Raw genomic sequence first — 13864 nt, forward strand, 5'->3', positions numbered from 1 at the left:
CGGATTGGTGTGGTTACCGTCTGTCGCAGGCGATCATCGCGGCGGCAGAGAGGACCGATCATGCGAGTGCCCAGCCGAAGTCCGGGACACCGGCCCGGTCCTCCCGTCACTCCGGCCCGCCGCCGCCCACGAGGTACGGCGCGCCCGCTCATCGTGGCCGCGCCCGACCTGGCGGCCTACCGCGACGCCGTGGCCGAACTCCTGGTCGAGGTGAGCGCACTCGCCGGGACGGGCAGCACGAAGGCGCGGCAGGTGCTGATCGACCAGCGGCTGCGGGAACCGGCCATCATGCAGGTGCTGGAGGCCACCTCCCAGGGGCTGATCGGCGCTCGGGAGACCCTGCTGCTGGAGATGGCCCGGTACCAGCCGAACGAGCGCAGTTCCGCCGGTGACCTGACCGCGTTGGTGCGCATCTACCTGCTGTCGCGCATCGACGTGATGTGGTGGCGCGACGCCACCACCTTCCTCACCGACGAGGAGGTCAACCACAGCGTCGAGCTGGTCGACCTGGAATGGCTGCGGCGGCGGGGACTGCTGCGCTTCCAGTACACCGAACAGCCCCGCACGGTGGTCGGTCGGGGCGTACGCGCGCTGCGCCGCCGGATGCTGCCCGACGCCACTCCGCGTACCGCCGGGTTGCTGTTCCGGCGGGCCCGCCGTGAGGTCGTCGCCCTGCTCAACGACATCGGTCGGGAGTTCGCCGCGGCCACCCCGGCGGGCACCCCGCCGCTGTGGGTGACCAGCCTGGTCCGCAGCGCCGAACACCAGTACCGGTTGCGGCGTCTGGGGTACTCCGCGATGGTGCCCAGCGGTCACTGCCTGGGCTGGGCGGTGGACGTGGAGATGGCCTGGTTCGACCGCTTCGGAGCCCGGGACACCCTGGCCGGGCTGCTGCTGAACCGGCAGCGGGCAGGCGAGATCAACGTGGTGGACGAGGGGCAGGCGTGGCACGTCTGTCTCGCACCGGCGGCGACCCTGCGGCTGCGCCGGGCGTACGAAGCCGAGATGGGGATCTGACCGATGTGCGGGATCATGCTCTGCGTCGGCCCGGAGGCGGATCCGGCGATCTTCCGGCGGATGCTCGGCACCCTCGTGCCCCGGGGTGAGGTGACCGAGACCCGGCACGAGAGCGGGCTGCTCGCCGGGGTCCGGCGGCTGCGCGTGGTCGACCGCGAGCGTGCCGTGCAGCCCTGGGTCTCCGCCGACGAGCGCTGGCTGCTCTGTTACAACGGCGAGGTCTTCAACCATCACGAACTGCGCTCCGAGTTGACCGCGCTCGGTCACCGGTTCCGCAGCGCCAGCGACACCGAGGTGGTGCTCGCCGCCTTCGAGCGCTGGGGCGAGCAGGTGGTCACCAGGTTGCGTGGCGAGTACGCCTTCACCGTGGTGGAACGGGCCACCGGGCGGGTGTACCTGGTCCGGGACCCGCTCGGCGTCAAGCCGCTGTACTGGGCCCGGACGCCGGGATGCCTGCACCTGGCCAGCGAGGTCAAGGCACTCGTGCGGCTGGGCGCGCCGGTGACCGAGGTGCCACCGGGGCACCACGGCTGGGCCGACGCCGACGGCGAGCCGCAGCTGCGGCCGTACGTGGATCTGCTCGCCCTCGGTGCGGGCGCGCCGGTGGTGGCGGACCCGGACGAGGCCGCCCTGCTCGTCCGTGCCGCCCTCACCGACAGCCTCCGGGCGCGGCTGGACACCGACCTCACGGTGGGTGTGGTGCTCTCCGGCGGACTGGACAGCTCACTGGCGCTGTTGCACACGGCACAGCGGCACCCCGACTGTGTCGCCATCACCGTCGGGGTGCCGGAGAGCCCGGACCTCGCGTACGCCCGGCGGTTGGCGAAGGACCTCGGCGTGGCACACGAGGTGGTGGAACTGCGCCCGCGCGACATCCGGCTCGCCGACGTGCGGGAGGCGATCCGGATCTCCGAGCTGACCGAGTACGGCGACATAATCAACGCGATCGTCTCGGTGCCGATCTTCCGACGGCTGCGGCAGCTCGGGGTCAAGGTGGTGCTCACCGGCGACGGCTCGGACGAGCTGTTCGGTGGCTACCCGATGTACCACCAGGTCGGCCCGGAGGCGTCCCGCCGACTCTTCCTGCACAAGATCCGCAACCTGTGCCGGACCGAGTTGCAGCGGGTCGACCGGACCAGCATGGCCTTCGGCGTGGAGGCGCGGGTGCCCTTCCTCGACCTCGCGCTGGTCGAGCTGGCGATGCGGCTGCCGATCGAACTGAAGCTGCGGGACGGTCAGGAGAAGTGGATCGTCCGGCGGGCCTTCGCCGACATGCTGCCCGACTACATCCGCCGCCGGCCGAAGAACCCGATGTCGTACTCCTCGGGCTTGCACGAACGGGCCCGGCTGTACAAGCCGCTCTTCGCCCGCGTGCACCGCTCGTTCGGTTACCACCTGCTGGAGCCGGTCCGTCGGGACTTCGACAGCGTGTTGACCCGTTGTGGCAACGACCTGGACGCGGCGCTCGCCGCCGGTCGGGCCAGACCCGACTACACCGTGCTCGAACACGCCCGTGACCTGGTCGGCGCGGCGAAGTGGAACGCCACGCCGATCGTGCGCCGCCTGGTGTCTCCGCGCCGCAACCGGGGCGACGAGGCCCCGCTACCCGGCTGAGTCGTCGCCGGCACCCGAGCGGTGCCGGCGACGACCGGTCGCCTCGGGTCGGCCCTCAACCGGCGGGCGGGTACGGGTCGTCCTGGTAGGTGTACTCGGTCTCGATCCGGCCGTCGGCCGTGTGCACCACGAGCTGGCTCGGCTCGTTGCCGTGCGCCACCTCGCGCCCGGCCTCGATCGCCCGCTGCTTCGTGTCGTACGTGCCGACGACGGTGCCGCCTCCCTCGACCTTCCAGCCGTCGCCGTCGGGCACCACGTGGTACTCGTTGCGCGCCATCACCGACTCCTTTCCTCCGTGACGCACGAGGTACCCGGGACGGATGGGGGAAAACGCGACCCATGTGATCGGGCCCGGCCACCCCTGCGGGGAGGCCGGGCCCGGTCGACGCGTCGGCCCTACCAGCTGAGGTAGCTGGGCTGGGTCTGGACGTTCAACTCGCGGAAGGTGACCAGCTTGGCCGTCAACGTCCGCCAGTCGTTGAGTTCGAGCACGTCGAGCCCCTTCTGGATGTCGGAGGAGTAGATGTGCCCGTTGTAGTAGTAGGCCGACCAGGAGCCGCCCACGATGAGCTGGCTGTCCGACAGCGGGCCACGCTCCCAGAAGCCGATCTCCTTGGGCTTGCGGGAGTTGGTGAAGTCCCACACCGAGACGCCGCCCTGGTACCAGGCCTGGACCATGATGTCCTTGCCGAGCACCGGGATCAGCGAGCCGTTGTGCGCCACGCAGTTCTCGGTGTCGCCGTTGGTCCGGGGGATCTTGAAGTAGCTGCGGAACTCCAGCTTGCGTTTGTCGCCCCGGCCGGTGAGGTCGTAGATGGCGTTGGCGCCACGCTCCGGGCCCACGGCCTCGTTGCAGGTGGCACCGCCGCCACCGCCCAGTTCGTCGGTGAAGACCACCTTGGTGCCACGGTTGTTGAAGGTGGCCGAGTGCCAGAACGCGAAGTTGGTCGTGTCCCGCACCGTGTGCAGCACCCGCGGTGCCTCGCGCTTGCTGATGTCGAGCAGCACGCCGTCACCCATGCAGGCACCGGCGGCGAGGTCCTTCGCCGGGTACGCGGTGATGTCGTGGCAGCCCGACGTCGCCGAGCCGCCGGTGCGACCCTCGTAGCCACCGTCGGGGAAGAGGTTCGGTGTGGCGACGACGGCCGCGTCGGTCGGCTTCTTCAGCGGCACCTTCACGATGGAGATCGAGTCGTGCGGCGGTTGGCAGTCCGGGAAGGTGTCGTTCGGGCTGTACGAGGAGACGTACAGGTAGACCGACTTCTTGTCCTTCGCCGGCACCAGGGTGTGCGTGTGCGATCCGCAGGCCGTCTCGACCGCCTTGATGTACCGGGGGTTGGCCTTGTTCTTGATGTCGAAGATCTTGATGCCCTCCCACGATTCCTTGATGGTGGCGGGCTGGGAGACGCTGCTGCACGAGTCGTCGCTGCGGGACGCGTCCGTCGACAGGAACAGCAGGTCGCCGTAGACGGAGATGTCGTTCTGCGCGCCGGGACAGAGCACCTGGGAGACGATCTTCGGCTTGCTCGGCTTGGCGATGTCGTAGATCACGAAGCCGTCGTAGTTGCCGACGAACGCGTACTTGCCCTGGAAGGCGATGTCGGTGCCGAGCGCCGCGGTGGTGTTGAACGGCGCCTGCTTCGGCAGGTTGGCGATCAGCTTGAGGTTGGGGCTGCTGGCGATCTCGTCGACACCGAGCGGTGCCTCGACGGCCGTGGCGGCCTCGGGGGCCGCGTGCGCGTTGCCGGGGGAGGCAACGGCGATGCTGGCGAGGAGGAGCCCGGCGGCGGCCACACTGACGATACGCAGTTGCCGCCCCCGTGGCAGGGTCATTCCGACCATCGGCTACGCCCTTCGAGAGGGAAAGTGACGTTGGCCGTACACTACTCGCAGTCGAGACTCATCGATGTGACATGGATCACATTCAGTGGCCGGGGTCGATGGCGATGATCGCGGCGACCTTGGCCCGGACACGGTGTCGCATGACCGACCGGCCCGATCGAATGCCCGCCCCGTCACATCGCCGCGGGTTGGCTCCCGGCGTTCAGAGCCGCTCGACGTTGGCCCCGGTGCAGCGGTTGCGGGTGTCGAAGACGTACCGGGCGTGCCGGACCACGAGGTCGTAGTCGAACACGTCGTGGTCGGTGACCACCACGACGCCGTCGGCCGCACGCAACTCGCGCTCGGTCAGGTCCACGATCAGCACCCCGTCGGGCAGGTGGTGCGCCTCGGCGTACGGCTCGACCGCCCGGACCTCGGCGCCGAGTTCCCGTAGCCGCCGGGCGACCTCGACGGCCGGTGAGTCGCGCATGTCCCCGGTGTTGCGCTTGTACGCCAGGCCGAGCAGCAGCAGTCGCGCGCCCTTGACCGCCCGCCCGGAACGGTTCAACCCGGCCATCACCCGCTGTGCCACGTGTTCGGGCATCTCGTGGTTGACGTCGTTGGCCAACTCGATGAAGCGGAACTGTCGGCCGAGGCGGCGCTTGACCTGCCAGGACAGGTAGCAGGGGTCGATCGGCAGGCAGTGCCCGCCGACGCCCGGACCGGGCCGGAACGGCATGAACCCGAACGGCTTCGTCTCGGCCGCCTCGATGGCCTGCCACACGTCGATGTCCAACTGGTGCGACAGCATCGTCAGCTCGTTGACCAGGGCGATGTTGACCTGGCGGAAGGTGTTCTCGATGAGTTTGGTCAGCTCGGCCACCCGGGTCGAGTCCACCGGCACCGTCCGCTCCACCAGACGCCGGTAGAACGAGTCGACCCGGGCCAGCGCCTGCGCGTCGACCCCGGAGACCACCTTCGGGGTGTTCGCCAACCGCCAGGTCGGGTTGCCCGGGTCGATGCGTTCGGGGCTGTAGCCGAGGTGGAAGTCTCCGGGGCTGCGCAGTCCGCTGGCCGACTCCAGCAGCGGGCGGAGCAACTCCTCGGTGGTGCCCGGGTAGGTGGTGGACTCCAGGATCACCGTGCAACCCGGGCGCAGGTACGGCCCGATCCCCGTACCGGCCTGCTCCACGAAGCTCAGGTCGGGGGTGCCGTCGCGCAGCGGCGTGGGCACGGTGATGACGCAGATGTCGAAGTCCTTGGCATCGGCGTACTCGCTGCTCGGCTGGTACCGGCCGCTGGCCAGGGCCCGGCCGAGCCGGTCGGCGGGAATGTCGGACACGAACGACTCGCCCAGCGCCAGTCGCTTGACCCGGTCGGCGTCGACGTCGAGGCCGACCACGTCCAGGCCGGCTTCGACGGCCTGCATGGCCAGCGGCAGTCCCACGTAACCCTGGCCGACGACGACCAACTTCTCCACGCTCACCCGAACTCCCGAACAGTAGGAGATAACTGCTGGTGAGGAGCCTAGAGGGCGGTACGGTGCCGTACGTCCGTTTCGGGGATTTAGGGAAGGTTGAGGCTGCTGGGGTCAGCCGCCCTCGCCCTCGCCGGTGTCCGGCGGCTCATCCGCGGGCGCGGTGGTGGGTGTCGACGAGGTGGCCGATGCCGACGGTGTGGGGTTGCTGGGCGGATCCGACGGCTCCGTGGTGTCGGGGGCGGAAGGGCTCGGCGACTCCGGCGTCGTGGGTTCGCTGGACTCGCTGGGTTGCGGCGAGGGCGGCTCCGGCGACGGGGAGTCGGTGGCCTGAGTCGTCGAATTGGCCGGGCGCAGCGACGGCGCCCGCACCGGAGCACTCTCCTGGGTGCTCGGTGGTGCCGCCGCGTCACTGGGAAGGACGGTCGGTGCGGTGGTGGGTACCTTGACCGCCGGCGTGTCGGCCTCCTGGGCGGCGCCCAGCGCCACGCCGAGCGCTGTCATCCCGACCAGTACGGCGGTCATCGCGCCGACCAGCTTGCCGCGGCGACGTCGACCCGCCAGCGGTGCGTCGATCGCCGGCATTCCGGTGCGGGTGTCCGGCCCCGCGTCACGCAGTGCCGCGGCCATCGGGACCACCGTGGTGGGCAGGGTGCCATCCGACACGGCCGTCCGCGCCGCCTCCGCCATCGCCGCGCCGCTGCTGAACCGGTCGGCCGGATCCTTGGCCAACGCCCGTTCGACCAGCACTCGTACGGCTTCGGGGATCTCGTGCGGCAGTTCCGGCGGAGGGTCGTCGAGATGCCGGACGGCGACCTGGAGGGGATTGTCACCGGTGAACGGCGGGCTGCCGGTCAGGCAGCAGTAGGCGACCGCGCCGAGCGCGTACAGGTCGGTCGCCCCGGAGACCGGCCGCCCGGCGGCCTGCTCCGGTGCCATGTAGAGCGCGGTGCCCGGGACGGCGTTGGTGCTGGTGATGCTGGTGACGTTCGTCGAGCGGGCCACCCCGAAGTCCACCAGGACCACGGTGCCGTCCTCCTGCATCAGCAGGTTGCTCGGCTTGACGTCACGGTGCACGATCCCGCCGAGGTGGGCGGCGTGCAGCGCCTGGGCCGCCTGCGCCACCACCGACATGGTCACACCCACGTCGAGGCGTCCCTCGGCCTCGATCCGCTTGGACAGCGGCTGACCGGTGACGAACTCCATGACCAGGTAGTCGGCTCGGCCACCGCCGGGCAGGTCGTCCTCTCCGCAGTCGAAGACCTGCACGATGCCCGGGTGCCGCAGCGCCGCCATGATCCGAGCCTCGGCGCGGAACCGGGCGATGAAGTCGGGGTCGGAGACGAGTGACGGCAGCAACACCTTGACGGCGACCTGTCTCCCGAGGATCAGGTCGGTCCCTCGCCAGACGTCGCCCATGCCACCGGTGGCGATCCGCTCGTCCAAGCGGTACCGACCGCTGAGTACGACCTCCGAAGACAACACGGCACCACCGTACCCACTGTCGGCTGGTCCGGCGCGACGGCGGGTGGCCCGCGCCGAGCGATGACGGCGAGTGACTATCGAGGCGCTGCTCCGGGTGATCATGGCGTGACAGCGGGTCGGTGTAGCCGCCACGTCGCCGCGGTGGAGATCGTGCCGTGCGATTCAGGTTGTGGTCCTCGACGTTGTCGGCGAGAATCCGCTACCGGGCCGTATGGCCCGGTTCGGTTCGGGCGACGGGGGCGGTGTGCGAATCGAGGTCCGGCGCGTGAAACGGGCCGAGCCGACGCCTGCCCGCCCGGCGTACGTCCGTGCCGTGGCCCGGTCGGGGGCGGTACGGCGGTGAGCGGCGAGCTGGACCAGCAGGTCGAGGCCGCCCGTAGAGGTGACGAGGATGCCTTCCGTCACCTCTACCGCAACCTCCAGCCGGGACTACTGCGGTACCTGACCGCCCTGGTCGGGGCCGATGCCGAGGACGTCGCGTCGGAGACCTGGTTGCAGGTGGCCCGCGACCTGCCCAGCTTCACCGGTGGCGAGTTCCGGGCCTGGGCCGTCACCATCGCCCGTAACCGGGCCATGGACCACCTGCGTCGCCAGCGCCGCCGCCCGGCGTTGGCGGTGCCGGTGCAGGAACTCAGCGAACTGGCCGGTGACTCCGACACCGCCGAGCGGGCGGGGGAGAGCATGGGTACCGAGGCGGCGCTCGCGATGATCGCCAGCCTGCCACCCCGGGAGGCCGAGGCGGTGCTGCTGCGCACCGTGATCGGGCTCGACGCCGAGACCGCCGGACGGGTGCTCGGCCGCCGGGCCGGTGCGGTGCGTACCGCCGCGCACCGTGGCCTGCGTCGGCTCGCCCGGCTGCTGGACCAGCGAGCCGCCGCCGCGGCCGCGCGGGACGACGTGCCCACCATCGACGCCCGGCCGTGCCAGCGTGCCGGCCTGCCGCCCCGGACCGAGCCGGTGGACGGCTGACATGCGCGGACTTCGGCTGATGTTGCGCCGGTCGGCGCGCGGCTACCACGAGCGACTGCTGGACGCCGTCGTCGACACCCGGCGCGGGCAACCGCCGACGGGTCCGGTCGACCCGCTCGCCGAGCTGTTGCGGGCCGCCGCCGCGCCGGCCCGGGATCGGGAACTGGCCGGCGAGGAGGCGGCAGTCGCGGCGTTCCGCAGCGCCCACCGGCCGGCGGCATCGACACCCCGGCGGCGACGACACCGGTTCACCGCCGGTGCCGTGGCCTGGATCGCCGGGCTGGCGGCCACCGCCACCGCCGGTGCCGCGCTGGCCGCCGTCGGTCTGGACCGCTCCGGTCCGCCGCCACCGGTCGCCACCAGCCCGGCCGCGCCGCCGTCCACCACGGTGGTGGACACCCCCACCGGCGAACCTGCCACGACGTCGGCCGCGCCGACCGCCTCGGCCGCGCCGACCGCCTCGGCCGCACCGAGCGCCTCGGCCGGTGCCGCGACCGTCGTCCCCCGCCGGCCGACGCCGAGCGCCTCGCCGCCACCGGAGCCGGTGGCCACCTCGCCCGTCGGTCCCGGCAACTCCGACAACACCGAGGACCGGCCCGGCCTCTGCCAGGCCTACCTGGCCATGCCGGAACGACAGCGGGAGCGGGCGCTGCGCACCCCCGCCTTCCGCGAACTGGTCGTCGCGGCCGGCGGCGCGGAACACGTCGAGGAGTACTGCCGGGGTCTGCCGGCCGAACCGGACGCGAACCCGCCCGCCGAGCCCTGAGCGACGGCGTCCCGTCCACCGGGTCGGCACCTGCGGCGACGAAACGTGGCCGAGTCGTGAATTTCGTTCGACGTGCCGGATGCTCCTGCTACACAGATGGTGGCGGGAGTCGTCCGTGGCCGAGGCGGGTCAAGCCCCTCGTCAGGCGGTTGCCGACGGCGATGTGCCGGCGGGCGAAAGACGGTGCGTCGGTGCCGTGCGGTTCACATTCACCCCGGTTCGATGTCAGTGGGCTGGGTTACCGTGGCGACGGATCCGATCGGAGGGAGCCTCACGTGGTGATGTCACCGGAGGTGGAGCGGATCCCGGTGCTGCGGGACCGCGCCGCCGCTGCCCGACACCTCGCCCGGATCTGCTTCAAGACCGGTCCACCCACCCTCACCGGGGTCGAACTGGAATGGACGGTCCACGACGCGGCCGATCCGACCCGCCCCGTCGACGCCGCACGGCTACGCGCGGCACTGGGGCCGTACGCCCCCACCACGCTGGACCCGACCAGCCCCGCCCTGCTCCTGCTCCGGGGCGGCGCGATGACCGTCGAGCCCGGCGGGCAACTGGAGATCTCCACCCCACCGCACACCCGGATCGCCGCGCTGATCGAGGCCACCCGTTCCGACGCGGCGCAGGCCACCAGATTGTTGAGCGCCGCCGGGCTGACTCTCGGCCAGGCCGGCATCGATCCGTACCGACATCCCCAGCCGGTCATCGACACGCCCCGCTACCGCGCCATGCGCCACGCCTTCGACCGCCACGGGCCGCACGGGCGGACGATGATGTACAGCACCGCCGGCTTGCAGATCTGCCTCGACGCCGGGCAGCCGGATCAACTCCCGGCGCGGTGGCGACTGGCCCACACGGCCGGACCACCCCTGCTCGCCGCCTTCGCCACCGCCGATCGACACGCCGGCCGGCCCACCGGTTGGACGTCAGCCCGGATGGCCGCGTGGTGGCGCATCGATCCGGCCCGCACCGCCCCGGTCTGGACCCCCGCGCAGGCCGACCGGGACCCGGTCGCCGCCTGGACGGCGTACGTGCTGGCCGCGCCGCTGCTCTGTGTGCGGGAGGCCGGTCCGGACTGGACGGCCCCGCCGGACGTGACCTTCGCCGACTGGCTGGACGGGGCGCTGCACCGGCCGCCCCGCGTCGACGACCTGGAATACCACGTCAGCACGCTGTTCCCACCGGTACGCCCGCGCGGCTACCTGGAGATCCGCTACCTCGACGCGCAACCCGGCACCGACTGGATCCTGCCGTTGGCGATGCTCAGCGCGCTGTTCAGCGACCCCGACACGACCTCGGCCGCGCTGGACGTGACCGCACCCGTCGCCGACGCCTGGCACCGCGCGACACGGTACGGCCTGCGGGACGTCACCCTGGCCCGAGCCGCCACCGGTCTGTTCGATCTGGCTCGCGGCGCGCTGCCCCGGCTGGACCTGCCGCCGTCCCTGCACCAGGAGATCGACCACGGATTACGACGGCGGCGCGACGCCGCGGAGAGGAGTCAGCGGTGACCGACATCGGCATCGACCGCGACACCGAGGGGTTGCGCGACCGGATCGCGGCGGAGTTGGAGCGGACCCGGGCCCGCACCGCCCTGCTGACCGAGGCGGTGGACGACGCCGACCTGGTCCGGCAGCACTCGCCGTTGATGTCCCCGCTGGTCTGGGACCTGGCGCACGTGGGAAACCAGGAGGAACTCTGGCTGGTCCGCGACGTCGGCGGGCGGGAACCGCTGCGGTGCGACATCGACGACCTGTACGACGCGTTCAAGCAGCCACGTCGGGACCGTCCCTCGTTGCCGCTGTTGCCGCCGCCGGAGGCTCGCGCCTACGTGGCCACGGTCCGGGAGAAGGTGTACGACCTGCTGGACCAGGTCACCTTCGAGGGTCGTCGGCTGGTCACCGACGGCTTCGCCTTCGGGATGATCGTGCAGCACGAGCAGCAGCACGACGAGACGATGCTCGCCACCCACCAGTTGCGCTCCGGTCCCGCCGCGCTGCACGCGCCGCCGCCACCCGAGCCGACGGTGCGGGTACCCGCCGAGGTGGTGGTGCCCGCCGGTCCGTTCGTGATGGGCACCGACACCGACCCGTGGGCGCTGGACAACGAGCGCCCGGCCCACCGGGTGGACCTGCCCGCGTACGTCATCGACGCCGCCCCGGTGACCAACGGCGCGTACCGTGCGTTCATCGCCGACGGTGGCTACGACGACCCGCGCTGGTGGACCGAGGCGGGGTGGCGGCACCGCCAGCAGGCCGGGCTCAGCGCGCCGATGCACTGGCGGCGGGACGGCGACGACTGGGCCTACCTGCGGTTCGGCACCTGGGCCCGGGTCCGCGACGACGAGCCGGTGGTGCACGTCTGCTTCCACGAGGCACAGGCGTACGCCAGCTGGGCGGGCAAGCGACTGCCCACCGAGGCGGAGTGGGAGAAGGCCGCCCGCTGGGACCCGGCGACCGGCCGGTCCCGGCGCTACCCGTGGGGTGACGACGACCCCACCTCCGCGCACGCCAACCTGGGCCAACGGCACCTGACGCCGGCACCGGTGGGCGCCTACCCGGCGGGTGCCTCGCCGCTGGGCGTGCATCAGCTCATCGGTGACGTGTGGGAGTGGACCGCCACCCCCTTCCGGGGCTATCCGGGCTTCGCCGCGTTCCCGTACCGGGAGTACTCCGAGGTGTTCTTCGGCGACGACTACCAGGTGCTGCGGGGCGGGTCGTTCGGCACCGACCGGGCCGCCTGCCGTGGCACGTTCCGCAACTGGGACTACCCCATCCGGCGGCAGATCTTCAGTGGCTTCCGCTGTGCCCGTGACGCCGGTGCCGACGAGGCCCAGCGGTGACGTTCCGGCAGGTCGGCTGATGTGCCGGCACCTGGCCTACCTGGGCCCGCCGCTGACCCTGCGGGAGCTGCTGTTCGATCCGCCGTACTCCCTGTTCCGTCAGTCCTGGGCACCCCGCGACATGCGCGGCGGCGGGACCATCAACGCCGACGGTTTCGGCATCGGGTGGTACCCGGACGGTGCCGCGCCGGTGCGGTACCGCCGGGCACAGCCGATCTGGAGCGACCCGACCATCGCCGAGCTGGCGGCGGTCACCTCGGCGGGCGCGGTGCTGGCCGCCGTCCGCTCGGCCACGGTCGGCATGGCGATCGTCGACGCCGCCGCCGCGCCGTTCGCCGAGGGGCGGTGGCTGTTCAGCCACAACGGCGTGGTGCGGGGCTGGCCCGACTCGATGGTCCCGCTCGCCGCCGAGCTACCCGTACGGGACCTGCTCACGCTCGACGCGTCGACCGACTCGGCGTTGCTGTGGGCGCTGGTCCGGCACCGGTTGCGCGCCGGTGTCGCACCGGCGCGGGCGGTCGCCGAGACGGTGACCTCGGTCGCCGCGGCGGCGCCCGGATCACGGCTCAACCTGCTGCTGACCGACGGGCACACGGTGGTGGCCAGCGCGGCCGGGCACGCGCTGTCGATGCGGGTCACGCCGACGTCGGTGCTGCTGGTCTCCGAACCACACGACGACGGCCCGGGTTGGCGCGCGGTGACCGAGGGGCAACTCGTCCAGGCCAGCGCGACCGAGGTACGCCAGCGGGACCTGGCGGCGTGGTGAGCCGCCGCGCCACGGCCCGCCCGGATCCGGACACACCAGCCACACCCGACGAAAGGGGACAGTAGATGGGCGCCGAGCCACTGGAGATCCACCTCGACGACCAGGACATCCAGCACAGCCTGCGGCGGGACGTCCGCGTCGGGCTGACCGCCTCGGCGAAGTGGCTGCCGCCGAAGTGGTTCTACGACTCCCGGGGCAGCGAGCTGTTCGACGAGATCACCCGCCTGCCGGAGTACTACCCGACCCGGGCCGAGCGGGCCGTCCTGGCCGAGCAGGCCACCCAGATCGCCGAGTTGACCGGCGCGAAGACGCTCATCGAGCTGGGCTCCGGGTCCTCGGAGAAGACCCGCCTGCTGCTGGACGCCTTCACCCGACGCGGCGGGCTCGGGACGTTCGTGCCGCTGGACGTGTCGACCAGCGCGCTCGCCGCGTCCACCGCCGCCCTCGCCGCCGACTACCCGGGGCTGCGGGTACGTGGCATCGTCGGGGACTTCACCCGCCACTTGGCGCAGCTGCCGACCGGCGGGCGGCGGCTGGTCATCTTCCTCGGCGGCACGATCGGCAACCTGCTGCCGGTCGAACGGGCGGAGTTCCTCACCGGGATGCGGGCCGCGCTGGAGGTGGGTGACTGGCTGCTGGTCGGCACCGACCTGGTCAAGGATCCGGCGGTGATGGTGCCCGCGTACGACGACGCGGCTGGCGTGACCGCCGAGTTCAACCGGAACGTGCTGCGGGTGCTCAACCGGGAACTCGACGCCGACTTCGATCCGGCCGCGTTCGACCATGTCGCGCGCTGGAATCCGGAGCACGAGTGGATCGAGATGCGGCTGCGGGCGGAGCGCCCCATGCGGGTGCGGGTGCTCGACCTGGAGGTCGACTTCGCCGCCGGGGAGGACCTGCGGACCGAGGTGTCGGCGAAGTTCCGCCCGGAGGGCATCGCCGACGAGTTGGCCGTGGCGGGTCTGCGTACCGAGCGGTTCTGGACCGACCCGGGTGGTCTGTTCGGGGTGACCCTCGCCCGTGCCGAGTGAGCGGGCTGACCCGGCCGACGCCCGTCCTCGCCGGGCCCCGGTGATGCCTCGGGGGCGATCGGCTAGGCTGGGTGCA

General features: G+C 71.9%; 12 protein-coding genes. 8 read left to right on the forward strand and 4 right to left on the reverse strand.

What is annotated here, in order from left to right; all coding sequences use genetic code 11:
- The first annotated feature begins 60 nt into the window (after window positions 1-60).
- Both FF096_RS18770 and FF096_RS18775 read left to right on the forward strand, forming a co-directional pair.
- Window positions 61-1017, forward strand: a complete 957-nt coding sequence (locus tag FF096_RS18770; protein WP_155220275.1) for a DUF5715 family protein — start codon at window positions 61-63, stop codon at window positions 1015-1017.
- Window positions 1018-1020: 3 nt separating this feature from the next.
- Window positions 1021-2631 carry an asparagine synthetase B gene (locus tag FF096_RS18775; RefSeq protein ID WP_155220277.1) on the forward strand — a complete coding sequence of 537 codons (1611 nt, stop codon included), beginning with the start codon at window positions 1021-1023 and terminating at the stop codon, window positions 2629-2631.
- 55 nt (window positions 2632-2686) lie between these two features.
- Here the strand turns inward: FF096_RS18775 and FF096_RS18780 are convergent, their stop codons facing one another.
- The 4 genes from FF096_RS18780 to FF096_RS18795 form a co-directional block, all read right to left on the reverse strand.
- Window positions 2687-2908, reverse strand: coding sequence for a DUF2188 domain-containing protein (locus FF096_RS18780; protein ID WP_155220279.1), 222 nt, complete (start codon window positions 2906-2908; stop codon window positions 2687-2689).
- A gap of 119 nt (window positions 2909-3027) precedes the next feature.
- Window positions 3028-4464, reverse strand: a complete 1437-nt coding sequence (locus FF096_RS18785) for an LVIVD repeat-containing protein (RefSeq protein WP_375335357.1) — start codon at window positions 4462-4464, stop codon at window positions 3028-3030.
- Window positions 4465-4675: 211 nt separating this feature from the next.
- Entirely contained in the window at window positions 4676-5938 is a 1263-nt protein-coding gene (locus FF096_RS18790; RefSeq protein ID WP_309223565.1) for a nucleotide sugar dehydrogenase, read from the reverse strand.
- Window positions 5939-6043: 105 nt separating this feature from the next.
- Window positions 6044-7414: a protein kinase gene (locus FF096_RS18795; protein WP_309223566.1), complete on the reverse strand. Its 1371-nt coding sequence runs from the start codon at window positions 7412-7414 to the stop codon at window positions 6044-6046.
- A 339-nt stretch (window positions 7415-7753) separates the two neighbouring features.
- Here FF096_RS18795 and FF096_RS18800 point away from each other — a divergent pair, with 339 nt between their 5' ends.
- From FF096_RS18800 to egtD, 6 genes are all read left to right on the forward strand, one after another.
- Window positions 7754-8383: an RNA polymerase sigma factor gene (locus tag FF096_RS18800; RefSeq protein WP_309223567.1), complete on the forward strand. Its 630-nt coding sequence runs from the start codon at window positions 7754-7756 to the stop codon at window positions 8381-8383.
- A 1-nt stretch (window position 8384) separates the two neighbouring features.
- Window positions 8385-9149: a hypothetical protein gene (locus FF096_RS18805; protein ID WP_155220285.1), complete on the forward strand. Its 765-nt coding sequence runs from the start codon at window positions 8385-8387 to the stop codon at window positions 9147-9149.
- 275 nt (window positions 9150-9424) lie between these two features.
- Complete coding sequence (gene egtA / locus FF096_RS18810) at window positions 9425-10660, forward strand: ergothioneine biosynthesis glutamate--cysteine ligase EgtA (protein ID WP_309223568.1); 1236 nt, start codon at window positions 9425-9427, stop codon at window positions 10658-10660.
- Complete coding sequence (gene egtB, locus FF096_RS18815) at window positions 10657-11991, forward strand: ergothioneine biosynthesis protein EgtB (protein WP_309223569.1); 1335 nt, start codon at window positions 10657-10659, stop codon at window positions 11989-11991. The genes egtA and egtB overlap by 4 nt, the downstream gene beginning before the upstream one ends.
- A gap of 19 nt (window positions 11992-12010) precedes the next feature.
- Window positions 12011-12757, forward strand: coding sequence for an ergothioneine biosynthesis protein EgtC (gene egtC, locus FF096_RS18820; protein ID WP_155220287.1), 747 nt, complete (start codon window positions 12011-12013; stop codon window positions 12755-12757).
- 65 nt (window positions 12758-12822) lie between these two features.
- Window positions 12823-13788, forward strand: a complete 966-nt coding sequence (gene egtD, locus FF096_RS18825; RefSeq protein ID WP_155220289.1) for an L-histidine N(alpha)-methyltransferase — start codon at window positions 12823-12825, stop codon at window positions 13786-13788.
- Window positions 13789-13864 lie beyond the last annotated feature (76 nt).

The organism is Micromonospora sp. CP22 (assembly GCF_009712475.1).
In the GTDB taxonomy this organism is placed as follows: Bacteria; Actinomycetota; Actinomycetes; order Mycobacteriales; family Micromonosporaceae; genus Micromonospora.

What these genes read in the sequence shown, in the direction of transcription:
- FF096_RS18770 (WP_155220275.1), top strand. Translation starts at nt 61, where the DNA reads ATGCGAGTGCCCAGCCGAAGTCCGGGACACCGGCCCGGTCCTCCCGTC.
- FF096_RS18775 (WP_155220277.1), top strand. Translation starts at nt 1,021, where the DNA reads ATGTGCGGGATCATGCTCTGCGTCGGCCCGGAGGCGGATCCGGCGATC.
- FF096_RS18780 (WP_155220279.1), bottom strand. Translation starts at nt 2,908, where the DNA reads ATGGCGCGCAACGAGTACCACGTGGTGCCCGACGGCGACGGCTGGAAG.
- FF096_RS18785 (WP_375335357.1), bottom strand. Translation starts at nt 4,464, where the DNA reads ATGACCCTGCCACGGGGGCGGCAACTGCGTATCGTCAGTGTGGCCGCC.
- FF096_RS18805 (WP_155220285.1), top strand. Translation starts at nt 8,385, where the DNA reads ATGCGCGGACTTCGGCTGATGTTGCGCCGGTCGGCGCGCGGCTACCAC.
- egtC (WP_155220287.1), top strand. Translation starts at nt 12,011, where the DNA reads ATGTGCCGGCACCTGGCCTACCTGGGCCCGCCGCTGACCCTGCGGGAG.
- egtD (WP_155220289.1), top strand. Translation starts at nt 12,823, where the DNA reads ATGGGCGCCGAGCCACTGGAGATCCACCTCGACGACCAGGACATCCAG.